The 24,731-nt window shown below is 63.5% G+C and carries 19 protein-coding genes; 8 read left to right on the top strand and 11 right to left on the bottom strand.

What is annotated here, in order from left to right:
* The 7 genes from F2P44_RS14235 to prfB all read right to left on the bottom strand — a co-directional run bounded on the left by F2P44_RS14235 (position 1) and on the right by prfB (position 9,280).
* Positions 1-2,400 (bottom strand): NHL repeat-containing protein, encoded by a 2,400-nt coding sequence (locus F2P44_RS14235; RefSeq protein ID WP_167087435.1) that lies wholly within the window; start codon positions 2,398-2,400, stop codon positions 1-3.
* A 194-nt stretch (positions 2,401-2,594) separates the two neighbouring features.
* Positions 2,595-3,965, bottom strand: a complete 1,371-nt coding sequence (locus F2P44_RS14240; RefSeq protein ID WP_167087437.1) for a Dyp-type peroxidase — start codon at positions 3,963-3,965, stop codon at positions 2,595-2,597.
* A 7-nt stretch (positions 3,966-3,972) separates the two neighbouring features.
* Complete coding sequence (locus F2P44_RS14245) at positions 3,973-4,581, bottom strand: hypothetical protein (protein ID WP_167087439.1); 609 nt, start codon at positions 4,579-4,581, stop codon at positions 3,973-3,975.
* Between the two features lie 51 nt (positions 4,582-4,632).
* On the bottom strand, positions 4,633-5,730 hold the full coding sequence (locus tag F2P44_RS14250) for a catalase family protein (protein ID WP_167087441.1): 1,098 nt from the start codon (positions 5,728-5,730) through the stop codon (positions 4,633-4,635).
* 207 nt (positions 5,731-5,937) lie between these two features.
* Positions 5,938-7,470, bottom strand: coding sequence for a lysine--tRNA ligase (gene lysS, locus F2P44_RS14255; RefSeq protein WP_167087443.1), 1,533 nt, complete (start codon positions 7,468-7,470; stop codon positions 5,938-5,940).
* Positions 7,471-7,506: 36 nt separating this feature from the next.
* Positions 7,507-8,172: an HAD family hydrolase gene (locus F2P44_RS14260; protein WP_167087445.1), complete on the bottom strand. Its 666-nt coding sequence runs from the start codon at positions 8,170-8,172 to the stop codon at positions 7,507-7,509.
* A gap of 3 nt (positions 8,173-8,175) precedes the next feature.
* A protein-coding gene (gene prfB, locus F2P44_RS14265; protein ID WP_167087447.1) for a peptide chain release factor 2 occupies positions 8,176-9,280 on the bottom strand; the annotation gives its coding sequence in 2 pieces (ribosomal slippage) (positions 8,176-9,198 and positions 9,200-9,280; 1,104 coding nt in all).
* 157 nt (positions 9,281-9,437) lie between these two features.
* Between prfB and F2P44_RS14270 the strand changes: the two genes are divergently transcribed.
* Both F2P44_RS14270 and F2P44_RS14275 read left to right on the top strand, forming a co-directional pair.
* Positions 9,438-11,438, top strand: coding sequence for a bifunctional 2',3'-cyclic-nucleotide 2'-phosphodiesterase/3'-nucleotidase (locus F2P44_RS14270; RefSeq protein WP_167087449.1), 2,001 nt, complete (start codon positions 9,438-9,440; stop codon positions 11,436-11,438).
* Positions 11,435-11,893 (top strand): tetratricopeptide repeat protein, encoded by a 459-nt coding sequence (locus tag F2P44_RS14275; RefSeq protein ID WP_167087451.1) that lies wholly within the window; start codon positions 11,435-11,437, stop codon positions 11,891-11,893. Before F2P44_RS14270 ends, F2P44_RS14275 begins: the two co-directional genes overlap by 4 nt.
* Before the next feature lies 1 nt (position 11,894).
* Here the strand turns inward: F2P44_RS14275 and F2P44_RS14280 are convergent, their stop codons facing one another.
* From F2P44_RS14280 to F2P44_RS14285, 3 genes are read right to left on the bottom strand one after another with little or no spacing between them, the layout of a single operon-like run.
* The gene (locus tag F2P44_RS14280) at positions 11,895-12,728 is read right to left on the bottom strand and encodes a hypothetical protein (RefSeq protein ID WP_167087453.1); all 834 of its coding nucleotides are present in this window, start codon (positions 12,726-12,728) and stop codon (positions 11,895-11,897) included.
* Between the two features lie 36 nt (positions 12,729-12,764).
* Positions 12,765-12,887, bottom strand: a complete 123-nt coding sequence (locus F2P44_RS36120) for a hypothetical protein (RefSeq protein ID WP_267877603.1) — start codon at positions 12,885-12,887, stop codon at positions 12,765-12,767.
* 24 nt (positions 12,888-12,911) lie between these two features.
* Positions 12,912-13,406 (bottom strand): VOC family protein, encoded by a 495-nt coding sequence (locus tag F2P44_RS14285; RefSeq protein ID WP_229423547.1) that lies wholly within the window; start codon positions 13,404-13,406, stop codon positions 12,912-12,914.
* Between the two features lie 956 nt (positions 13,407-14,362).
* Here F2P44_RS14285 and F2P44_RS14290 point away from each other — a divergent pair.
* From F2P44_RS14290 to prfH, 5 genes are all read left to right on the top strand, one after another.
* Positions 14,363-17,449 (top strand): glycoside hydrolase family 48 protein, encoded by a 3,087-nt coding sequence (locus F2P44_RS14290; RefSeq protein ID WP_167087455.1) that lies wholly within the window; start codon positions 14,363-14,365, stop codon positions 17,447-17,449.
* An 89-nt stretch (positions 17,450-17,538) separates the two neighbouring features.
* Positions 17,539-18,096 carry a LemA family protein gene (locus F2P44_RS14295; RefSeq protein ID WP_167087457.1) on the top strand — a complete coding sequence of 186 codons (558 nt, stop codon included), beginning with the start codon at positions 17,539-17,541 and terminating at the stop codon, positions 18,094-18,096.
* 42 nt (positions 18,097-18,138) lie between these two features.
* Positions 18,139-19,683, top strand: coding sequence for a glycoside hydrolase family 5 protein (locus F2P44_RS14300; protein WP_167087459.1), 1,545 nt, complete (start codon positions 18,139-18,141; stop codon positions 19,681-19,683).
* Between the two features lie 371 nt (positions 19,684-20,054).
* The gene (locus F2P44_RS14305; protein WP_167087461.1) at positions 20,055-21,248 is read left to right on the top strand and encodes an RNA ligase RtcB family protein; all 1,194 of its coding nucleotides are present in this window, start codon (positions 20,055-20,057) and stop codon (positions 21,246-21,248) included.
* Positions 21,248-21,877, top strand: a complete 630-nt coding sequence (gene prfH / locus F2P44_RS14310) for a peptide chain release factor H (RefSeq protein WP_167087483.1) — start codon at positions 21,248-21,250, stop codon at positions 21,875-21,877. Before F2P44_RS14305 ends, prfH begins: the two co-directional genes overlap by 1 nt.
* A gap of 195 nt (positions 21,878-22,072) precedes the next feature.
* On the opposite strand, the gene F2P44_RS14315 is transcribed toward prfH, so the two are convergent.
* Positions 22,073-22,570: a hypothetical protein gene (locus F2P44_RS14315; RefSeq protein WP_167087463.1), complete on the bottom strand. Its 498-nt coding sequence runs from the start codon at positions 22,568-22,570 to the stop codon at positions 22,073-22,075.
* Between the two features lie 143 nt (positions 22,571-22,713).
* Between F2P44_RS14315 and F2P44_RS14320 the strand changes: the two genes are divergently transcribed.
* Positions 22,714-24,252 (top strand): helicase HerA-like C-terminal domain-containing protein, encoded by a 1,539-nt coding sequence (locus tag F2P44_RS14320; RefSeq protein WP_167087465.1) that lies wholly within the window; start codon positions 22,714-22,716, stop codon positions 24,250-24,252.
* Positions 24,253-24,731 lie beyond the last annotated feature (479 nt).

A 24,731-nucleotide genomic window follows, 5' to 3' on the forward strand; every position in this document is an offset into this window, starting at 1 on the left:
CTACTCGTGCACGATCTTGATGACGCCGCTATGTACCGTGACGTACAGCGTGCTGTCGCTTGTAGCCGTGATTCCGGCGAGCCCCGACAGGCCGCCGGGAAGGGGCCCCAGGGCGAGCGTATAGTCCAGGTCTGAGTAAGTATAGTTGCCGGCAATGAGCTTGCCCACACCATCCGGTGTGAACATGAGTACCACGGAAGAATATCTGTTGACGACATATACCCGGCCCGCCGCGTCGACCGCCATGGCGTTCGGCTCGTTCAGGCATGTCTTGCGGAACGCATCGCCCGCGCACGTGATCTTGCTGGCCACCAGGGGCGAGCTCTTGCCGTTGGGCGATACCTTCATCACCGTCAGGTTGCTCTGGTCCAGGATATACACATTGCCGTCCGAATCAGCGGCCATGGCGGTGGGCATGAACGTCGCTTGCATGGACGGCTTGCCCGCATAGATGTCTTCCCACGTCGTCAGCGTGGTGGCCACGCCGGCTGGGCTAATCTTGCGGATGGTTGCGCGTGCCCGCTTGCCGCAGGTATCGCGCGCCGGCGCGTCCGCGCAAGCCGCTTTGAAGGACCAGAGGGATGCGATGTAGTAGTTGCCGCTACGGTCGGCTGCGATGGCGACATGCTGTGGCGGGTGGACCGGCGCGCCCAGCGTGGCAAGGACCGGGTCGGCCGGTACCTCGACGGTGCTGACGACGCCGTCCGGCGTCATCTTGCGCAAGTAGCGATTCGCGAGTGCCGCTTTGCTGTCGAGCAGATAAACGGTGCCGTCGCCAGCGACCGCCATCGCCGCGGGATCACGCAAGCGGGCGTCGGCGCCACGGCCGTCGGCCTCGCCGCTGACGCCGGGCGTGCCCGCCAGGGTACTGACCACGCCGCCAGGCATGATTTTACGGATCGTATAATTTTTGCTGTCCAGCACGTAGACATTGCCGGCAGCGTCGGTCCCCATGCGTGTTGGCTCGTTGAACAGCGCCTCCTGGCCGATGCCGTCGAGCGAACCGGCCACCATCGATACGCGCGGTGCGCCCATCACGGTCGATACCGCACCTGCGCGCGTTACCTTGCGCACGATACCGGCCGGGTTATCGGCCACGTACAGCATGCCGGCGTTGTCGATGCTGATGGCGATCGGCGCCGTAAACCTGGCCATGTTGCCGAAACCGTCGCTGCTGCCCGGCAGGAAGACGCTGCCGGCGATGGTGCTGACCAGTCCGGCTGAGCTTACCTTGCGAATGCTGCGGTTGCCCTTGTCGGCGACGAACAGCGTCCCGTCGGCATCGAGTACGATGCCAGCCGGTGAATCGAAGCGCGCACCGGCGCCGCTGCCGTTGGCGGCACCGCTGGCAAGGGCGTCGCCCGCGAGGGTGCTGACCTTGCCGGCCGGGGTAATCTTGCGGATCGAGGTTTTGTCTCCCACAAACAGGTTGCCCGCCGTATCGAGCGCAAGCGAGCGGACTGCGCCGAAGCGAGCTGCCGCCCCGGTGCCGTCGAGCGGCGTGCCGACCTTGTCCGCGCCGGCCAGGGTGGTCACTACACGATCGAGGCCGATGCGGCGCACTGCGCCATTGCCGGGGTCGCCGACATACACCACGCCGCTGGCATCGACCGCGACCGCGCTGATGCTGGCGAAGCGCGCGCTGTCGCCGGGACCATCGGTGCTGCCAAGGTCAAGCTTGCTGCCGGCATAGGTGGACAGTACGCCTGCCGCCGTCAGCTTGAGAACGTGGTTGCCGCAGCCAGTGTAGATATTCCGATCCTTGTCGAGCGCGATCCGTCCCTCGTTGGCGCACACGTTCGAGCCCAATTGGGTCCACTCGCGCTTCGGCCCGCCTTTCCACAGGCTCTTGCCCTCGATGCCGTAGTGGGTACCGTCGGCATCGACGGCAAGCGAGGTGAAGTTGAATGCCGGGTTGGCCAACAGGACGATGGGCTTGACGCCAAGGGCGCCGGCAAAAGGGCGGGAGCCGATCCCGTTGACAGTCAGCGCAATGCCGTTGCTTTCGCCCGATCCCGCCGGGCCGCTCGCGTTGACGCGCAGTACGGCGGCGTTATCGCTGGCACTCATGGCTGTACGGGTATACGTGGCGCCCGTGGCACCCTCGATCGGTGCGTGGTTGAGCGTCCATTGATAGCTCAGGGGGCCGGAACCGGACGAGTCCACCGAGAACGTGGTCCCGTCCGCAGCCAGCGTGATCGTGGGCGGCTTGATACTGGCGCTGGTTTCGGGTACCGGCGGCGACGACGGCGGTGGCGATGGCGGTGCCGGTGCCGGTGCCGGTGGCGCGCTAGCAGGCGTAGCGCCGCCGCCACCGCCACCGCAGGCACTCAGTGCGGCCAGGCAAAGCCCGGATAACAGTGCGGCCGGAATGCGCCATCCGACATGTCGATTACTCATTTTCATTCAGCTACTTTCAAGACGTTTAAACAATCATAATTTCCTATTGTTAATATTATAGATGGGGAGGTAAGCGCGGAAAGAGTTTAATGAAAAAACAACATCTTTTGCGTCGAGGAAAGCTGTTGAGAAGTGCCCCCGCGCATGGCCGGGGCGAGTGGCGCCGCGCCGGCGGCGCCGGGGAGGATTGCCGGTCAGGCCGGGTCGCGGCCTTCGCCGGCCAGCCAGCGCAATGCCGTCAGGCTGGGCATGAACAGATATTCACCGCCACGCACCGTGCAGAAAGTCTGGATGCCGTGGATGCGCTGGCGCACCGGGCGTTTCTGGATGGTGAAGGTGCTGTCTTCATCCTGCTGGCCGAGGATCGGATCGCGCTCCTTGCCCAGGTCCATGAAATTGCCATGGTCGACCCACTCGGCCTGCATGAACTCCACCGTTTCCGGCGCCTTGGCGCTGATCCCGATGAAGAACAGGCCGCGTTCCTGGCCGTCGTCTTCCAGCAGGTCCGCGCGCCACGGCGCACCGAAGGTGGTGCTGCGGCGGATGATGCGGTGGATGTTCACGTCGGTCAGCACGGCCAGCTTGCTGTCGCGCGGGTTCATGCGGCGCATGTGGCAGCCGTGCGGCGCCTGCAGGCCGGCCTGGTCGTCCTTGTACGTGAAGTCGTTGTTGCGCTTCGGGTCGGCGCCGAGGGCTGGATCGTCCTTTTCCGGCGCCAGCGTCAGCGGTGCGCCGCTGCGCCAGCGGCCCACCAGCTTGGCCGCCAGCAGTTCCTGGCCGGCTTCGTCGTCGGCGTTATCGCGCAGGAAGCGGTTGAAGGCGGCGGCGTCGGCCTGGTACTTGCGGATCACGACGAAGGTGCCGTTGCGCCCCAGCGCTTCCGGCTGCGGCATCGCCATCGGCACGCCCGATTCGCCCGGATAGCCGAGAATCAGTTCGCCCGCCTTGATCGCATCGCCCTGGCCCGGCAGCAGGTCTTCGATGCCGCCGTCGATGGCCGGGTTGCTGATGTTGTCGCGGTAGCCGAACGGGTTCAGGCTGTCCGGCTGCGCGCCGAAGTCGTGCATGCCCAGCAAGGTGACGCCCTGGACATCCTTGAATTCGTTCTGCGCGGTGGCCAGCGCGTGCTTCCACGATGCTTCATCGGGCGCGAAGATCGAGATCGTCACGTGCACGTCGCCGCTGCCGTAAGGCGCTTCCCAGTTCGCCGGTGCGCTCGCGCCGATGTCTTGCAGGCGGTCGGCACGCGCCGCCATCCCGGCGCGGAAGGCGGCCGGGAAACTGGCCAGCGACTCCTCTGGGATGTCCAGCGCCACCAGGCCCGCGTGGCTCAGGGCCACGGCGATCCATGCGGTGGTATTGGTGCGCGCGTCGGCCGCGCTGCGCACGTGCGGCGCCAGGCGCGAGAGCAGCGCGCGCCCGCCCGCGGCCTCGCCGATTTTCAGCAGCACGTGGGTGCCGAAGTAAGGGTCGGGACGCTTGAAAAGGATGGTGGCCTGGATGTCGTCCAGCTCCAGCGTTGGCGAGGAGTGGACCAGGTTCTTGAGGGTGTCGATGATCGTCATGGGAACCTCAGGCAATCTTGTCCAGGAATTCCTGGAGCGCGTCGTTCTGCTTTTGCAGGCGGCGCGTTTCGACCACTGACAGGTTCGGATTGGCGACGTACCAGCCGTCGGCGGTGATCTGATGGCCGGCGATGAAGTCCTTTACGCCCGGATCGGTGATGCCCGGCCAGCCTTCGACGGACGAAAACAGCAAATCCATCAGGTCGGGAATCTTGGTCGCGAAGTCTTCGATGTAGGTATCCCAATCGCCGTCGTAGGTGGTGGCGAAGAGGATCTTTGTATCGTTTTCAAAAAACACGAAGCGCATGTCGTGCAGGGTCGAGACCTTCTGCGCGCCGTTGAAGTTGCCGTTGACGAGTTTGAAGATGCGGCGCAGGCGCTCGGCGCCGCCCGGTTTCAGGTTGGCCATGGCGGTCAGTTCGGAGATCTTGCCGGACTGGCGCCCGATGCGGCCGGCCGATCCCGCGTGGCCTTCGGTATTCGGGTCCTGCTCGCGCAGCATGTTTTCGAGCGCGAGCTTGAGCAGGTCGGGGGCGTCTCCCAGGACCTCCTGGACCTTGCGCTTGATGTCGGCGAGGTCATTGGAAGATTTATTTTGTGGGGTGGTATCGCTCATGATTGCTCCTTAAGTCTTTAAAAAATGGTACTGCCTGGACTGCTTGACTACTTAATCTGGTACCTGGCCGATGCTGTCGATCTCGATGCGCGGCTGCGCATTCATCTCGTGGCGGAACTTGGACGACGCTTCGTAGGCCTTGATGCGCGCGCGCATGATGGAGCCGAGCGGGCGGTGCGCCTCGATGCAGTGCCAAGGGTTGAACGAGAGGACGTCGTCGGCGAACACGCGGCGCGCCGGGCTGAAAGCCTGCTGCGGCGGGATGGTCAGCTTGGCGACCGGCTGATAGGGCGACGCTTCCTGCGGCCACTCGATCGAGGCGTCTTCGATCGGCATGGTGGCGATGTCGGTGCACAGCTGCGCGCGCAGCTCGTACTCGGCGCCCTGGCCGGCGAAGAAGTCGACCACCAGGTTGCGCAGGGCCGAGTCGTCGGCGTCGTCGCCGAGCGGCTGGCCGGTGAGGGTGCGCACCTTATCCGACAAAGGTGCCGCGCACAGCTTGGCCACGTAGTCGCCGTAGCGCACCGCTGCCATGCTGAAGAAGGTCTCGCCGAGGATATGGTTGTTGGGGGCGCCGAGCGTATCGACGACGGGGTTCTCGATGCCCAGTGCGTGCAGGGCCTTGCTGCCGCCACGGGCGAGGGCGGCCACGATGCGGCGCACCATGTCCGGGTCGTCCGCGTGCTTTTCCAGCAGCTTCTGGGTCTTGAGGTAGGCGGCGGCGTGGCCGAAGGCGATCACGGGGTGGTTCACCAGCAGCAGGTCTTGCGTGGTCGCGTCCTGGCGCTTGGGCAGGAACTGCGGGCCGTCCACGCCCAGCATCTTGATCGCCATGCCGCGCGGGGATGGCAGCTTGTCGCTGTGGATGTCGCCGGGCGCGGTGGAGAGGCGGATCACAACCGGGTAGGTGGCGGGGCGGGCGAACACGCCCTGGGCCAGGTGCGGGGCCAGGTTGTCGTACACGGTGACGTGGCCGACCAGCACCCCGTGGCACTTGGCGTGGGCATCGCGCTTGGCGTGGCGGTGTTTGTCGAATACGCGGGTGTTTACGCGCATCATCGATTCGACCACGCTGTCGATGATCTCATCCTCGTTTTCCTGCTTTTGTTCGAGATTGTCGTTGTAAGGGACGTACGTGGTTGTGGACATGGGGGTTCCTCGCTTGTTTGTAATATTGCAATGGAACCAAGGAGTGTACCGATGGTGCGGGGGCGTTCGATAGAATGTTTGTTCGAACGGGGGGGTATGGTGGGGGATGTGGCGGGGGTAAAGGCGGATACAGTAAAAATGCAGACTCCGTCGTCTCTGGCATTGCCAGAGACGACGGGGGCGCGGGCATTGCGCCCGCCGCCGTCTTTACTCTTCGCGGCGCAGGTGCGGGAAGAGGATCACGTCACGAATGTTCGGCGAATCGGTAATGAGCATGATCAGGCGATCGATGCCGATCCCGCAGCCACCAGCCGGCGGCATGCCGTATTCCAGGGCGCGGATGTAGTCGGCGTCGTAGAACATTGCCTCGTCGTCGCCCGCATCCTTGGCCGCGACCTGCGCCAGGAAGCGCGCCGCCTGGTCTTCGGAGTCGTTCAGCTCCGAGAAGCCGTTGGCCAGCTCGCGTCCGACGATGAACAGCTCGAAACGTTCGGTGATGCCGGCTACCGTGTCCGACGCGCGCGCCAGTGGCGATACTTCGGCCGGGTAGTCGACGATGAAGGTCGGCTCCCACAGCTGCGCTTCGGCGGTTTCCTCGAACAGCGCCAGTTGCAGCGCGCCCAAACCAGCGGTCGAAAACGGCTTCACGCCGAATTTGAGCAGTTCGGCCTTGATGAATTCCGCGTCCTGCAACTGCTCCGCGGTGTAGTGCGGCGCGTAGGCGTTGATGGCGCCGACGATGGTCATGCGGCGGAATGGCTTGGACAAGTCCAGCGGCTTGCCGCCGTAGGTCAGTTCGGCGGTACCGTGCGCATCGATGGCGGCCTGGCGGATCACCGCTTCGGTGAAGTCCATGATCCACTGGTAGTCGGTGTAGGCCGCGTAGAATTCCATCATCGTGAATTCAGGATTGTGGCGCGGCGAGACGCCTTCATTGCGGAAGTTGCGGTTCACTTCGAACACGCGGTCAAAACCGCCGACCACCAGGCGCTTGAGGTACAGCTCCGGCGCGATGCGCAGGAACATTTCCATGTCCAGCGCATTGTGGTGGGTAACGAACGGCTTCGCGGCGGCGCCACCAGGAATCGAATGCAGCATCGGCGTTTCGACTTCCATGAAGTCGTTCTTTTCCATGAAGCGGCGGATCGACGACATGGCGGCGGTGCGGGCCTTGAACGTACGGCGCGCCTGGTCGTTGGTGATCAGGTCCACATAACGCTGGCGGTACTTGGTTTCCTGGTCCGACAGGCCATGGAATTTGTCCGGCAAAGGACGCAGCGACTTGGTGATCAGGCGCAGGGTCGACACCTTGACCGTCAGTTCGTCGGTCTTGGTCTTGAACAGCGTGCCTTCGACGCCCAGGATGTCGCCCAGGTCGTAGTGGCTCAGCGCTTCCATGGCCGCTTCGCCGGTCTTGTCGAGCGTGACGTAGATCTGGATGCGGCCGTCGGCGCGCGCGCCGGACGAATCCTGCAGGGTTGCGAATACGGCTTTTTTACCGGCTTCGCGCTTGAGCATCATGCGCCCGGCCAGGACCACGGGCACCTCGGTCGCTTCGAGTTCTTCGCGCGTCTTGCCGCCGAATTCCTCGACCAGTTGCGCCGCCTTGTGCTGCGGACGGAAATCGTTAGGAAAGGCGATACCGCCTTCGCGCAGCGTAGCCAGCTTGGCGCGGCGTTCGGCGATCAGTTTGTTTTCATCTGCCGGGGCGGGGGCTTGGTCTTGGATGTCCGTAGTCATGGTGAGTGTCGCTTTGTGGGTTGGTGCGAATGTAAATCAGGAGGAAAACAGGGCGTCGATCGTCAGCTCGGAAAAATCGCTGGCGATGTGGATGACGTTGTCGAATTCGGCAAAGGCGTCGGCGGACAGGGTGGTGGTCAGCACCACGGCGCGCATGCCGGCGCGGCGCGCCGCTTCCACGCCCAGCGGCGCGTCTTCGAACACGATGCAGTGCTCGGGCGCGACGCCGCAGCGCTCCGCCGCGAGCAGGAATACGTCCGGGTGCGGCTTGCCGCGCGCGACATCGGCCGCGCCGACGACGGTGTCGAAGTGGCGGCGCAGGTCCAGGCCATCGAGCGTGAAGGTGATGTTGGCGTTGGGCGCGGCGGTCGCCACGGCCAGCGCCACGTTCATCTCCTTGGCCAGCGCGATCAGTCCATCGAAGCCGGCCACCGTTTTGCGGTGCGGCTCGTACAGCTCGCGGTAGACCACTTCCTTTTCGTCGTTCAGGACCCGCACCTCGTCGTCATTGAGGTGTTCGCCCATCTCCGAACGGATGATTTCCTTGCCCTGGCGGCCGGCCGTGGTGCGGAAAAATTCGTCGGCGTCGATGTCCTTGCCACGGCGCCGGAAAAAGGCGATCCAGGACTCGGTGTGAAAGGACATGTTGTCGACGATGGTGCCGTCCATGTCGAAGATGAATGCGCGTCGGGTAGCGGTCATGAATTACACGCCTTGCTTGAGGGAGGCCGAAATGAAGTCGTCCAGGTCGCCGTCCAGCACGCCCTTGGTGTTACCCGTTTCGAAGTTGGTACGCAAGTCCTTGATGCGCGACTGATCGAGCACGTAGGAGCGGATCTGGTGACCCCAGCCCACATCGGTCTTGGAGTCTTCGAGCTTTTGCTGCTCGCTCATGCGCTTGCGCAGTTCGTGCTCGTACAGCTTCGCCTTGAGCATTTCCATCGCCTCGGCGCGGTTGCGGTGCTGGCTGCGGTCGTTCTGGCACTGGACCACGATGCCGGTCGGGCCGTGCGTCATGCGGACTGCGGAGTCGGTCTTGTTAATGTGCTGGCCACCGGCGCCGGATGCGCGGTAGGTATCGACGCGGATGTCGGCCGGGTTGACGTCGATCTGGATCGAGTCATCCACTTCCGGGTACACGAACAGGCTGGTGAACGAGGTATGGCGGCCGTTGGCCGAGTCGAACGGCGACTTGCGCACCAGGCGATGCACGCCGGTTTCAGTGCGCAGGTGGCCGTAGGCGTACTCGCCTTCGACCTTGAGGGTGGCGGTCTTGATGCCGGCCACCTCGCCGTCGGACTGTTCAAGAATCTCGACATTGAAGCCTTTGCGTTCGCAATAGCGCAGGTATTGACGCAGCAGCATCGAGGCCCAGTCCTGGGCTTCGGTACCGCCGGCGCCGGCCTGGATGTCGATGAAGCAGTTGTTGGCGTCCATCGGGTTGCCGAACATGCGGCGGAACTCCATCGCCTCGACCACGGCCTTGATGGCATCGGCGTCGACGATGACCGCTTCGAGCGTGTCGTCGTCGTTTTCTTCGCGCGCCATCGCGAACAGGTCGTTCGCGTCCTTCAGGTCGGCGTCGGCCTTGATCAAGGTGTGCACCACGCCTTCCAGCGCCTTTTTCTCTTTACCGAGATCCTGGGCGCGTTTCGGATCGTTCCAGACGGTCGGATCTTCTAGTTCTTCGTTGACTTGTTCGAGCTTCTCTGACTTTTTATCGAAGTCAAAGATACCTCCGAAGTTCGGCTTCACGATCCGTCAGGTCGTTGAGCAGGGCGGAGAGGGCGTTAATGCGTTCGGCTTCCATGGCGTTTCCGGTCTTATTGAATTGGTTAAATCGAACCTTCGATTATACCCCAGCGCGCCACATTTCCGGTCGCCCCGGCGCACCTGGCTTGATCGGCGTGGCGGCGCTGCCGTATCATGCATCGAATATTCCCCTGCCACCCGCCGAAATTGCCCCTATGCGTTATCAAATTTGCATTCCCGCCGTGTCCCTGATGTTGTGCGCCGTCGCCGGCGCCGCCACGCCGCCCACCGGTTCGACTGCGGTGGTCGGGGTGATGGAAACCACCGACCTGCATTCGAACGTGGTCGGCTACGATTACTTCAAGCTCGCGCCCGAGCCGTCGCTGGGCCTGGACCGCACCGCCTCGCTGATTGCCCAGGCGCGCCAGCAGTTCCCGAACAATCTGCTGTTCGATAACGGCGACACCATCCAGGGCACGGCGCTGGCCGACTACCAGGCACTGGCCAACCCGCTCAGGTGCGACCAGACGCTGGCGATCTACAAGGTCATGAACAAGCTCGGTTACGACGGCGGCGGCATCGGCAACCACGAATTCAATTACGGCCTGGCTTATCTGAGCCAGGTGACCGGCAACCGTTTCGAGGTCGATGGCGTCGATGCGTCCAGGCCGCGCTGCGCCGGGCCGGCCTTTCCGCAGGTACTGGCCAACGTCTACAGTCTCAAGACGCATCAGCCGCTGTTTACACCTTACCGCATCATCGAAAAACAGATTGCGGCGCTGGACGCCGACGGCAAGCCGGTGACGGCCACGCTCAGGGTCGGCATCATCGGCTTCGCGCCGCCGACCATCCTGTCGTGGGACAAGCGCTGGCTGGACGGGAAGGTCTACACCGAGGGCCTGCGCGAAACCGCCGCCAAATTCATCCCCGAGATGCGCGCCAAGGGCGCCGATCTGGTGGTGGCGATTTCACACGGTGGCCTGGACGACAGCACCTACGCGCCGTCGATGGAAAACGGGAACTGGCACCTGTCCAGGGTGCCCGGCATCGACGCCATGCTGATCGGGCACTCGCACCTGCCATTTCCGAATGCGGCCAGCACCGTCCCGCAATTCAACCTGCCGGGGGTGGACAAGGTCAAGGGCCTGGTCAACGGCGTGCCAACGGTGATGGCCAACCTGTGGGGCAAGCACCTCGGCGTGATCGGCCTGCACCTGTCGTACGACGGCCAGCGCTGGGTGGTCGACGCAAGCAAGACAACGGTGGAGGCGCGCGCCGCGCAGCAGGCCGATAAATCGTTCATCGCGCCCGATCCGGCCATCGCCGCGCTGGTCGCGAGCGAGCACGAAGCGACCATCGGCTACGTCAAGACGCCGGTCGGCGCGACCGACTTCCGCATGTCGACTTATTTTGCCGACGTGGGCGACGTGTCGGCCGTCACGGTGGTCAACCAGGCGCAGACCGATTACGTGGTGAAGTACGTCAAGGCCAATATGCCGCAGTACGCGGCCCTGCCGGTGCTGTCGATGGCGTCGCCGTTCAAGGGCGGCACGGCCGGCGTAACCGATTACACCGACGTAAAGGCGGGCAACCTCGCGCTCAACAATGCTGCCGACCTGTACCTGTATCCGAATTCGCTGTACGCGGTGAAGGTCAATGGCGGGGAACTGAAGGACTGGCTGGAGCGGGCGGCGGAGCGCTTCAACACCATCGATCCGGAACTGGCGACGCCGCAGGAGCTGATCAACACCGCGTTCCCGACCTATAACTTCGATGCGCTCACGTCGAAGGAGGTCAGTTACGAAATCGATGTCACCAAGGCACCGGGCCAGCGCATCAAGAACCTGCGCTTCCGGGACAAGCCGGTCAATGCCTCGAACGAGTTTTTGGTGGCGACGAATAACTACCGCGCCAGCGGCGGTGGCGGCTTTCCGGGCCTGGACGGCAGCAAGACCGCGATTGCCGCGCCGGACGCCAACCGCGATGTGCTGATCGCCTACATCAAGGACGTGAAGAACCTCACGCGCGCCCGGAACGGCCAGCAGCGCAGCTGGCGCTTTGCCAAAACGCGCACCGCCGGGCCGGTGGTGTTCCATTCGGCGCCGGCGATGCTGCCGCTGGCGCAGCAGGCCGGCCTTGGCAATGTGTCGCTGCTGCGGGCCGACGATGGCCTGGGCAAGGGCTTCGCGCTGTACGCGCTCGACCTGTCGAAATGATGCGGCGCCTGCTGCTGGCGGCGCTGCTGTGCGGCTGCGCTGCGGCGCGCGCGCAGCCGCTCGATCCGGCCGGCCTGGCGCGTTTGCAGGACGCGGCGGGGCACGATGCGGCGGCCGCGTATGACCTGGGCCGCATGGTCCGCAACGGCATCGGCACGGCGCGCGAACCGCTGCGCGCCTTTGCGCTGATCGCGTCAAGCGCGCGGCGCGGCCATGCGCCGGCCATGTTCACGCTGTCGGCCATGCTGGCGGCAGGCGAGGGCTGTGCGGCGGACTTGCCGGCGGCGCGGCGCTGGCTGGAGGCGGCCGCGGAACTGGAGCATCCCGAGGCCCTGCAGCAGATGGCCATGTACGTGCAGGAAGGCGCGCTGGGGTTCGCGCCCGACCAGCAGCGCGCTGCCCAGCTGCTGCGTGAAGCGGCGCACGCGATGACGCATCGCGCGCAGGATCATTAAGTTAGCGCTTGCCGGCCTCCAGGTAGGCCGTCAGGCCGTTGCAGCTTTCCTCGCCCGGCCCTTTGGTCCGCGTGATGTTCAGTTCCTTCGCCATCCATGTTTCGACATCGCGCATTTCGCGCTGCGTCAGCGTGGCTTCTTCGCGGGCGTCGTCGCGGCTGGTGCGCGACAGTTTCAGCATGGCCGCTTCGTTAAGCGCGCCGGCATGGGCCACCGTCCAGGTCTGGAGGGCACGTTCATACGCGACCGCTTTGGGCGGCGCGACTTTGCCGCAGGCCGCCACCAGTTCTTTCAACAGGTCCTTGCGCGTGTACAGGCGCAGCGCATCCTGCTGCGCAGCCGTCAGCGGGGCTTGCGGTGCTGGTGCGGGCACTGGCGCGGATTCCTCCGCCTCCGGCTCGTAGGTCACATCCTTGCCCGGCGCGGGCGGCAGGCTACGGATTTTTTCGATATGGGCCAGCAGCGCGGTGGCGCTTTCGGGCCTGCCGCCCGCGCTGCGCTGCTCCTTGCCATCCTTGAACACGATCTGGCGCGGTATGCCGCCGTTCTCCACCCGTGCTCCCATCTTGGGGAACTTGTACCAGACGGGCCACTGCACGCGCGCGAACACGGTGTTGCGGTCGGTGGACGTGGCCGCCGCCTGGTCGAAGGTCTGGTCGGCGCCGATGCAGTATTTGCATCCGCGGTCCGGCGAGGTGAGTTGCAAGACCACGTATCCGGGCCGGGACAGGAAGGCATCCACTTCAGCCGGTTTGAGTTCGGTCACCTTGGCGGCGTACGCCAACGTGCAGCCTAGCGCGGCGCCAACGGCCACGGCGATGTTCAGAAATTTCATCGGTTTTTTCCTCGTTGATGTGTGTCGCCAGGACGTTCAGAGCGTGCGCAGTCCGCCCGGCGTGTTGATATGGGCGCGCAGATAAGGCCGGGCGCCTGCATCGAGCCGCACCACCGTCACCGGCGCGTGCATGCCGATCGCGGCCAGCATCGCGTTCACGCGCGGCGGCTCGGGGTGGAACAGCTACAGTTTTTCCAGCGTCAGGCCCATATCGGCCATGCCCGCCGCCGGGTGCGGCCCGGCATCCCACTCGATCAGCGCGGGGCCGGCGCCATCCATCGGCACGCCGCCATCGGCCGGAATGGTGATCAGCCAGTTGCGCGCCCCGCGGCTCATGGGCGTGACAGGGCCGAGCGGCGCGATGGCGTCCACCGCGCCGGCCGTGGCGGTGATATCGCCGGTGCGCGCGACCCAGGCCGACAGCGCCGGCGCCGCATCGCTTGCCAGCGTATCGAGCGCAAACCAGCGCGGACGGCCGGGCGCCGGCGCGTCGGGATCGATCGCGATGATCTCCAGGAACAGGGCGTCGCCCAGGCGCAGCAGCAGGTTGTGGGTGCCCATGGCGGGATGTTTTCCACCCGCAGCGGCAACGACGCCGAGAACATCGTGGACCCAGGCTGCGCCCTGGTCGAGCGTGCAGGCGGTGACGCTAATGTGGTCGAGCTGGTAGGGTGGCATGCGGACGTGTTCCGACGTGGTTTGAATATGAAAGACACAACATTCTAGCACCACGGAGCGTCAAAAAACCGGCATCGGGACCGGCCTGCGGCGGGAAACGCCTATCAAAAGAGCTATTTAGCATGAAAGCGATTTCAAGAGTGATGAAATTTTCTCGCGTCAGTTTTTCACCACGCGTGCTGAGTAGACCAGGAAGCTGTTTAGCGCACTGTCCGGCATATGCACGTTGCGGAATTTTACATTTCCTTCTTGCAGGAGATCTTGAACACCAAGCATCTTTATTTTGTGCTTATTTCGGCGCATTTTCTCTATGTATTGACCATGAAACGCATGAAAGCCCCGCTGTTGAGGGAGATACTTGTTCTTTTTTCTGGAAACGGTTCACAAATGCTCCGCCCGGAACACACCTGTTTTCGCTCAGCAATTGCTATATGTGCAATGCAAAAACACCCATTTTTGTGTTCTTGACATTTAACCTTTGCAGCAGATACATTGCGTCCATACCTCAGTAACTGCTGGTTTCGTTACCCGATGTATAGCCTTGGCCCGGACACGTCCGCAGCCAGGGAATTTGGATAAAAAACGGTCACTTGATCGTTTTTTTTGAAAAACAGTTGAAAACGTTTTCAAGCCTGTGTAAAGCGGGGTCGGCATGGCCGGCTCCTCTGTGCAGGCCCTGTATGCGCCGCAGCCTTGCTCTGGGCAGTGGAAGGTGCGGCACATGCAGACAGCGAAGGCATCCACCTGCCTTCGGGCGCAAGTCGATTCCTGCTCCGGCAGGCAGCGGCCGGCGCAACGGGTTCCGCGCCGTGGCCGCCCGCCACGGACCGGGACACGGGCCAGAAACTGAAACCACCGCCATCGGCACCGGTGCAACCGGGAAGAGGGCGGCAACCATGCCGGCGTACGTGCCTCACGGACGCCATAAAGTACGACAATTGCGAGGAGACTCCTGAATGAATTCGATGTCCAAAATTAAACTGAACGCCGTTACCGATGCCCTGCGCAACAGCGGCAGCGGCCGGAACCTGGCGCGCAGCGCGATGCGCGGCCTGCTGGCCCTGTCGATCACGGCCGCCACCGCCGCCGCGATCAGCCTGCCGATGATGGCAACGGCGCACGCCGCCGCCGATGCGGAATACACCCAGCGCTTCCTGGCCCAGTACAAGAAGATCAAAGATCCTGCGAACGGTTATTTCAGCAAGGAAGGCGTACCGTATCACTCGGTTGAAACGCTGATGGTCGAAGCACCGGACCACGGCCACGAAACCACGTCGGAAGCCTACAGCTACTGGCTGTGGATGGAAGCGCAGTACGGCCGCGCCACCGGCGACTGGGGCCCGCTGAACGCGGCCTGGGCCAACATGGAAAAGTACATCATTCCATCGCAGTCCGACCAGCCGACCAACAGCTTCTACAATCCGGGTAAACCTGCGACCTACGCCGCCGAATACGATCTGCCGAAAAGCTACCCAGCGCCCCTGAACGGCGGCGTACCGGTCGGCCAGGATCCGATCGCCAACGAGCTGAAATCGGCTTACGGCACCAGCAATATCTACGGCATGCACTGGCTGGTTGACGTCGATAACTGGTACGGCTATGGCAAGTGCGGCGACGGCACCACGCGTCCTTCGTACATCAACACCTTCCAGCGCGGCTCGCAGGAATCGGTATGGGAAACCGTGCCGCATCCATCGTGCGAAACCTTCAAATGGGGTAAAAACGGCGGCGGCGAAGGCTTCCTCGGCCTGTTCATCGGCGACAACAACCGCGCCAAGCAATTCCGCTACACCAATGCACCTGACGCCGATGCACGCGCCGTGCAAGCCGTGTACTGGGCCTCGGTCTGGGCCAAGCAGCAAGGCAAGAGCGCGCAAGTGGCCGACCTGGTCACCAAAGCGGCCAAGATGGGCGACTTCCTGCGTTACGCCATGTTCGACAAGTACTTCAAAAAGATCGGCAATTGCACCAACGCCAATTCGTGCCCAGGCGGCAATGGCCAGCAGGATGCACAAGGCGAACGCGACAATCAGCACTATCTGATGAGCTGGTACTACGCATGGGGCGGCGCAACCGATTCCAACGCCGGCTGGGCATGGCGCATCGGTTCGAGCCACAACCACTTCGGTTACCAGAATCCGCTGGCAGCATGGGCACTGTCGACCCAGGCCGACTTCAAGCCACTGTCGCCGACCGCCGCTGGCGACTGGGGCAAGAGCCTGACCCGCCAGATGGAATTCTACCGCTGGCTGCAATCGGCTGACGGCGCGATCGCCGGCGGCGCGACCAACAGCTGGGGCGGCGATTACCTGACCCCACCGGCAGGCACCCCGACCTTCCACGGCATGTTCTACGATGAAAAACCGGTCTACCACGATCCGGCGTCGAACACCTGGTTCGGCTTCCAGGCCTGGTCGATGCAGCGCGTCGCCGAGTACTTTTACGCCAGCGGCGACGCCCGCGCCAAGGCAGTCCTGGACAAATGGGTTGCCTGGGCATCGGCCAACACGGTCCTGAAAGCGGATGGCACCTACACCATCCCGAACACCCTGGCATGGAGCGGCGCGCCTGACACCTGGAACGCGGCAACCCCTGGCGCGAATGCCGGCCTGCGCGTGAAAATCGTCGACAGCACCAACGACGTCGGTATCGCCGCCGCCCTGGCCCGCACCCTGATCTACTACGGTGCCAAAGCCAACAACGAACCTGCCAAAGTGCTGGCCAAGCAACTGCTGGACCGCATGTGGGCCAAGCATCAGGATACGGCTGGCCTGGTGGTTGACGAAACGCGCGCCGACTACAAGCGCTTCACCCAGGCTTACGATCCGGCTACCGGTTCGGGCGTGTACATTCCACAGGGCTGGACCGGCACCAACGGCCAGGGCGCGACCATCGATTCGAGCGCAACGTTCCTGAGCATCCGTCCGAAATACAAGGACGATCCACAGTGGCCCAAGCTGAAAGCCTACCTGGACGGCGGTCCTGCACCAACCTGGCGCTACCACCGCTTCTGGGCCCAGGCCGATATCGCCAATGCGCTGGCCGATTACGCCAACATTGTCGGCGGTACCGACTCGCCGTCGATCGTCACCAGCACCAATGCGCTGAGCGTACCTGAAGGCGGCTCGAACAGCGTGCGTATCAGCCTGTCGAAGGCGCCTGCCGCCAACGTCACGGTGGCGATCGCCAAGGCAGCCGGCGGCGACGTCGACCTGACCACGCCACAGACCACCCTGCTGTTCACGCCTGCTAACTACAACGTGCTGCAAGCAGTGTCGATCAACGGTGCGGTGGATGCGGATGCTGTCAACGGCAGCGCCAACTTCAGCTTCACGGCGCCTGGCTACCTGAGCGCCACCACGGTGGCTACCGAGGCGGACCGCGATGTGGTGGTTCCAGTGACCCTGGTTGTCACCGGCGCGCCGCTGTCGGTACCGGAAGGCGCATCGCGCACCTTTCAGGTCCGCCTCGGTGCCGCTCCGAAAGCCAACGTCACGGTCAGCGTAGCCCGCCTGACCGGCGACACTGACCTGTCGGTTGCCGGTGGTGCGACGCTGACCTTCACGCCAGCAAACTGGAACGTGACCCAGGCAGTGACGGTTGCCGCCGCAGTTGACGCGGATAGCCTGAACGGCAGCGCCACCTTCGCAGTCACCGCGCCGACGGCAGCCGCCGTCAACGCCGTCGCCACCGAAGCGGACAAGGATGTGGCGACCGGCGGTTGCGCTGTCGATTTCGACACCACCAACGACTGGGGTTCAGGCCAGGTGCCAAAGGTCGTGCTGCGTAACACCGGTGCCGCGCCGATCACCGGCTGGACACTGAACTGGACCGCGTCCAACGACGTGACCCTGAGCAACTCGTGGGGCGCCACAGTGACCCAGAGCGGCCGTGCGTTCAGCGCCACCCCAGCTGCCTGGAATGCGACCATCGCCGCCGGCGGCAATGTCGAGTTCGGCGTGCAACTGGCTTACAGCGGCGCCAAAGTGCTGCCGACCGCCGTGAGCTGGGCTGGCCGTAGCTGCACCATCGCTGTGAAGTAATTGTTAGTCGTCCGCGCGGGCCATGCTTGGCCCGCGCGGATTTTTTGCGTTTGAAACAGACAGGCGTTTGAAAACAGAGGAGGACGACCATGACGATTCGTTCAACACAAGCCGGGATCGCAGTGCTCGCCGTGGTACTCGCCGTCGCCGGGGTAGGCGCCGGCATCAGTTACAACACGCTCAGCGCCGCGCGCGCGGGCGGCACCGACGCCTGGCGCGACCTGACCCAGATCCACGCCGAACGCGCGCGCCTGGCCAGTACCGCGCTCGAAGGCGCGGCGCGCGCGGGCGGACTCGATCAAGCCTTTATCGAGCAGGCCCGGACCAGCCTGGTGCGCGCCAGTGCGCTGCCGACCAACAGCGATGTGCTGAACGACCTGGAAGCGGTCGATACCTACAAGCGTTACCAGGGTGAGTTGACCGGCGTGCTGTACCGCCTGGCGGGAACGCGCGGCGCGCCCGAGCTGGAAACAGTGTCCTCACTCAAAGAACTACGCGGCAAATTGCCACAAGACGAGCTTGCGCTGGCCGACGCCCGCAACCGTTACGGAAAGTCGGCCGAAGGCTACAACGCCCTCGTCGGCACCTTCCCGGGTGCCGCGGTCGCAGCGGTGACCGGTTTTCGGCCGCTACCAGCCGGGCTGTAACGGGCCCGCTTCAAGTCATCTCACTTATATTGGAGACGCACGATGATTACCCCGAAAGTAGTAAGTAAACTGGCGCTGTCGCTGGCCCTGGCCTTCGCGGCCACGGCCGGCCAGGCCTTTACCGTATCCGGAAACAAGATCCTGGACGATGCCAACCGTCCGGTCGTGCTCAAGGGCGTGAACTGGTTCGGTTTCGAGACCTTTGACGGCACGGTGCACGGCCTGTGGACGCGCAACTGGAAGAGCATGCTCGACCAGGTGCAAGCGAACGGCTTCAACGCCCTGCGTATTCCGGTGTGCCCGGCCACCTTCCGCGAATCATCGGTCAAGCCGAATATCGACGCGCTGGCCAATCCCGACCTGGTGGGACTGAACTCGCGCCAGTGGCTCGACGTGTTCCTGAAAGAAGTCGACCGTCGCGGCATCTACATCCTGCTCGACCACCATCGTCCGGATTGCAACGCGATCTCGGAACTGTGGACGACGCCGCAGTACACCGAAGAACAGTGGCTGACCGACCTCGAATACCTGGCCCAGCACTACTCCGGCCTGCGCAACCTGATTGCGCTCGACATCAAGAACGAGCCGCACGGCCAGGCCAGCTGGGGTACGGGCAACATCAAGACCGACTGGAATCTCGCGGCCGAGCGCGCATCGAAGCGCATCTTGGCGGTCAATCCGAACCTGCTGATCTTCGTCGAAGGCATCGGCAGCAATCCGGGCGGTTGCCAGGGCCAGTTCGGCCATTTCTGGGGCGGCAACCTGGAGCCGATGAACTGCAAGCCGCTGGACATTCCGCGCAACAAGCTGGTGCTGTCGCCGCACGTGTACGGTCCGGACGTGTTCGAGATGGATTACTTCAGGGCCGCCAATTTCCCGGCTAACATGCCTGCGATCTGGGATCAGCAGTGGGGCAAGTTCGCCAAGGATTATCCGGTGGTGCTGGGCGAGTGGGGCGGCAAGTACGGCCACGGCGGCGGCCATCCGAAAGACAAGGTCTGGCAGGATGCGCTGGTGAAATACCTGAAAGAACGTGGCATGATCAGCTCGTTCTACTGGACCCTCAATCCGAATAGCGGCGACACCGGCGGCATCTTGCAGGATGACTGGAATACCGTCTGGCCGGACAAGATGGCATTGCTGAAAAACTTGTGGGCGGGTGCGACGCCGACCCCGACCCCAACGCCGACACCAACCCCAACGCCGACACCGACGCCAACACCGACGCCAACGCCTACACCGACGCCAACGCCGACGCCGACGCCGACGCCGACGCCAACGCCAACGCCAACGCCAACGCCGACACCAACCCCAACGCCGACCCCGACGCCGACACCATCGGTCACGGCAGTGGTGAAGATTTCGTCTGACTGGACGGCTGGCTATTGCGCCGATGTTGCGGTGACCAACAACGGCACGACGCCGGTGGTGTGGAAGATCCAGGTATCGGTGCAAGGCAAGATCAACAACCTGTGGAACGCGGTCTACACCCAGACCGGTGCGGTTTTGACGGCATCGGGCCAGGCGTACAACGCGACTGTGCAGCCGAAGGGCACGCAATCGTTCGGCTTCTGCGCCGTGCGCTAAGCCGGCATGTGGCTTAACCGGGGTCTGACCTCGGTTAAGCAACGGCCGCGCAGTATTCCCCAACCGGGGTCAGACCCCGGTTAGGGAACAACGGCCGCCCATGTATCAATCATGGCAAATTAGCACTTGCATCGCCGCAAAAAATCGCCTACTATCGCACTCCCAAGCAGGCCAACCATTTTAGAAAAGGAGATCGATCATGCAAAAACTGAACATAAACGCTCTTTTTCTGGGTCTGGCTGGCTACATCCTGCACTGAACCGACGGCATTCGCCCGTCTGTCGCATCGTTTTAGCCCTCTCTTGACGAGTTAATCGTCAGCGCTCCGCCAGCGCCCAATCCCGTATCGAATTTTTTTGGATTGGCATCACATGGGCAATTTTGTTCAGCAAATTTCTGATCGTATTTCGATCATCGCGTCCGACCGTCTGTGGCTCGAAGACGCAGCAATACAACAAACCAAAACCACGGCCGCACTGGCCGGCATGCAGCGCGTGGTCGGCTTGCCCGACCTGCATCCGGGCCGCGGCTATCCCGTCGGGGCCGCATTCTTTTCCACCGGACGCCTGTATCCGGCACTGGTCGGCAATGACATCGGCTGCGGCATGGCGCTGTGGCAAACCGACATCCTGGCCGGCAAGGCCAAGCTCGACAAGATCGACAAGCAGATCGGCAACCTCGACGATGTGATCGACGAGGAAGAATGGGCCGCCCTGGAACGCATCGATCCGTCCTGGCCGGCGCGCATGGATGCGCTGTCGGCAGCGCTGGCAGCAGCCGGCCTGGACCTGGCACCGCTGCGTTCGCTCGGTACCATCGGCCGTGGCAATCACTTCGCGGAACTCCAGGTCATGGATGCTGTCGAAGATGAAGAGGCCCTGGGGCGCACGGCGCTGACCCGCAAATGCCTGCAGTTGCTGGTGCACAGCGGTTCGCGCGGTTTGGGCCAGATGATTTTGCGTGCCCACGTTGACGTGCACAGTCACGCCGGCCTGGTCGATGGCAGCGCGGAAGCGCTGGCCTATTTGCGCGAGCACGACGCGGCGCTGCAATACGCCGAGGTCAACCGCTCGCTGATCGCGGCGCGGATTTTTCAGCGTCTGCGTTGCGAGGCCGTGCGCGTGCTCGACGTTCACCACAACACGGTGACGCCGGCATGTATTGATGGGCAGGCAGGCTGGCTGCACCGCAAAGGTGCCACGCCGAGCGACCAGGGGCTGGTCATGCTGCCCGGTTCGCGCGACGACTATAGTTACCTGATCGAACCGGTGCTGTCGGCCGGTGAGTTGAGCCTGCATTCGCTGGCGCACGGAGCAGGGCGCAAGTGGCAGCGGACCGATTGCAAGGGCCGCCTGGACAAACTGGCGACGCCGGCGCAGTTGAGCCGCACGTCGATGGGCGGGCGCGTCATCTGCAATGACCGTGCCCTGATTTACGAGGAGGCGCCGCAAGCCTACAAGAATGTCGACAGTGTGCTCGGCTCGCTTGTGGGAGCGGGACTGGCCAAGGTGGTATCCAGAAGCAAGCCTGTGCTGACCTACAAAACGCGTGGGGAGTGCTGCTGATGATCTGGTTACAAATTACGGCCAATACCGGCCCGGTGGAGTGCTGCCTGGCAGTGACCAAGGCGCTTGCGCAACTGAACCGCGAGGCGCGGAAGGCAGGCGTGGCGGTCAGCGTGGTGGAGCAGCTGGACGGACCCGTGGGTGGAACGTTGCGCTCGGTGCTGCTGGAGCTGGACGGACCTGCGGAACTTGAAGGCGAACTGGCTGCGCGCTGGTGTGGCAGCATTCAGTGGATTTGCGAAAGTCCTTACCGCAAGATGCACAAGCGGAAGAACTGGTTCCTGAGCGGCGCTGCGTTCGCGCCGCCGGCGGTGTCGACCGAGTTCGGAGAGATCCGGTATGAAGCGACGCGCGCCTCCGGGCCGGGCGGGCAGCATGTGAACAAGACCGATAGTGCGATCCGGGCAACCCATGTGGCGTCGGGCTTGTCGGTGAAGGTGCAGACCGAGCGCAGCCAGCATGCCAACAAGCGGCTGGCGGCGCAGCTGTTGCTCAGCAAGCTGGGGGAATTGGCGACGGCGGAGGAGGGCAAGAACAAATCCGAGCGCCGCATGCATCACTTCCAGGCCGAACGCGGCAATGCTGAACGCGTGTTCGTGGGGATGGGTTTCGTGGAAAGGACGACCTGACGGATCAATGCAGCCGGTAATGCGATCGATGCCCATGGCGTCGCCGGCCTTGGAATACGTCAAGGCCAGCTTTCCTGCGCAGGCCCATCGCTGACTCCGCTGTGATTGCCGAACTCGTGGCGCGCTTGCGTCACGAGCCGGAACGGTTTGCTTGTATTCATTGCAAGCCAAGGTCACCTTGGCTTGCCTCCCGGCTTACTTCCAGATGCGGTCGACAAGATCGCCGATTTCCAGCGGCTTTCCTGCCGCCTTGGCTTCGGTCGCCCACTCCGCTGGCGAGGGCATCGGACGCGACGGAACAGTTCCTCCAGCGACACCATATTTCATTGCGAGCACGACGGTTCCGCCGTTCACCGCCGGCGGCCGCACGTCTTTGGCACCGGCGAGCAGCGCGTCCGCGACCGCCTGCGGCAAGGGCGGATCGAAATCCAGCCAGAATCTCGATTGCTGGCCCGGACGGATGGCCACGACCAGGAATCCTCCGCTGGCCGGCCCGGCATTCGCCGCACGCAAGGTGCGGCCAGCGACAGCGTCGACTTGCTTGAGGTAGGGGGCGAGCTTATCCACGCTGACCCGCGCACCGATGACTTTTTCAGGCTGCAGCAAAACAACGCCGCCGGCGGTCATGCCGGCGGCGGCCTGGACGCCACTGGCGCAAAGCCATGCCGCAAAAAGAAACGCGATCGAACGCATGAGGAACTCCATCAAGAATAGCAGCGGCAAGGCGCCGCAGGCGTATTGGACCACATTCGGAACGTTGCCGGGAAACGGCTGTCAATCCACGCCGATGGCATGATGTACTATTGATTTCCGACCGCGCCGAGGAGATTGCCACCATGTCCATGCTGCTGCCCATTGCCAGAAACAATGCATCCGAACCGCCGCTGGTGCTCGACTTGCTGTCGGCGCTGGTCAACCGCCACGGCTGCATCACGGGCGCAACTGGCACCGGCAAGACCGTGACCTTGCAGGTGATTGCCGAGGCGCTGTCCGGGATCGGGGTGCCGGTGTTCATGGCGGACGTGAAGGGCGACCTGTCCGGCATGGCCAAGGCCGGCAGCGCGTCGGAAAAGATGACAAAGCGGCTGGGCGCACTGGGCGTCGACGCGCCTGCGTGGGCCGCGTGCCCGGTGACCTTGTGGGATGTGTTCGGCGAAGCCGGCCATCCGGTGCGCGCCACGATTTCCGACCTCGGTCCGCTGCTCCTGGCGTGCATGCTGAACCTGAATGATACCCAGGAAGGCGTGCTGCAACTGGTATTCAAGATCGCCGATGACAATGGCTTGCTGCTGCTCGACACCAAGGATTTGCGCAGCATGCTGCAGCACGTGGGCGACCACGCAGCCGATTTTCGCACGACGTACGGTAATATCTCGGCGGCCAGCATTGGCGCCATCCAGCGCGGCCTGGTGGCGCTCGAGCAGCAGGGCGGTGACCGCTTTTTCGGCGAGCCGATGCTCAATATCGATGACTTGCTGCAAACCGACGCCCAGGGCAAGGGCATCGTCAACATCCTCGCCGCAGACAAGTTGATGAATGCACCGCGCCTGTATGCGGTTTTCCTGCTGTGGCTGCTGTCGGAATTGTTCGAGAACCTGCCCGAGGTGGGCGACCTGGACAAGCCGAAACTGGTGTTTTTCTTTGACGAGGCGCACCTGCTGTTCAGTGAAGCGCCCAAGCCCTTGCTGCAAAAGATCGAGCAAGTGGTGCGGCTGATCAGGTCAAAAGGCGTGGGCGTGTTTTTCATCACCCAGAATCCGCTCGACATTCCCGATACCGTGCTCGGCCAGCTCGGCAACCGCGTCCAGCACGCCTTGCGCGCCTACACGCCACGCGACCAGAAAGCCGTCAAGGCCGCTGCGGAAACGTTCCGCCCCAATCCGGCGCTCGATACCGCCCAGGTCATCACGGAACTGGAGCTGGGCGAAGCGCTGGTTTCTTTCCTCGACGAGAAAGGGCGTCCGAATATGGTCGAGCGCGCCTACATCCTGCCGCCGGCATCGCAGATCGGACCGATTGACGAGGCCGAACGCCAGCGCGTGATGGCGCAGTCGGTGGTGGCCGGCGTGTATGAGCAAGGCATCGACCGCGAATCGGCGCACGAACTGATTGCCGCCCGCGTGTCGGCTGCGGAACAGGCGCACACGCCTGCGCCGCGCGCCAGGACCCCGGCCGGCGGCGCCCGCAGCGAGGTGCCCGAGCGCGCGCCCGACACGTCCTTGGGCGGCATGCTCGGCGGCCTGTTCGGCGGCAGCAGCGGCAAACGGCAATCGCCGGTAGAGGCGATGGTGAAGTCGGCCGCGCGCAGCATCGGCTCCCAGGTCGGGCGGGAAATTATTCGCGGCGTGCTCGGATCGATCCTGAAGCGGCGCTAGGCGCTTAGTGCCACCCCGTTCAAGGCCTTCATACGATCCGCCCCTCCTTCAGAACCCGTGCAGTGGATACATGTTTGCGTACTCTTTCTGGGTCAGCACGTGCCGCCACTTGCAGCAACAAGTCCGCCAACTGGCAGGCATCAAGGTTGTCGTAAGCGCGCCAATCACTGCTGGGAAGGGAGATCATGATGCCCTCATAGGCTGCCTTCACCTCCAGTGCGAGGTAGAAGGCCGATAGTTCGATCTCGCATCACAAGGCTTCGGTCAAAAAATCAGCTCCGCATCAGTAGCGATAAATAGCATTTTCGTTTTTCTTAACATTGAAAAACGTATTACCTGGTCTTGTTAACCCGTAACTATTCAGCCGCTACGCAGTTGGCCTGATCGGATCGCCAGCAAATGCACGGCGCAGCACTTCCAGCATGCTGTGCCCTTGTTTGCGTAGGGTGTCGAGGCAGGAGCGGATGGTGCAGAAGTTA

Source organism: Massilia frigida (genome assembly GCF_011682175.1).
Lineage (GTDB): Bacteria > Pseudomonadota > Gammaproteobacteria > Burkholderiales > Burkholderiaceae_D > Telluria_A > Telluria_A frigida.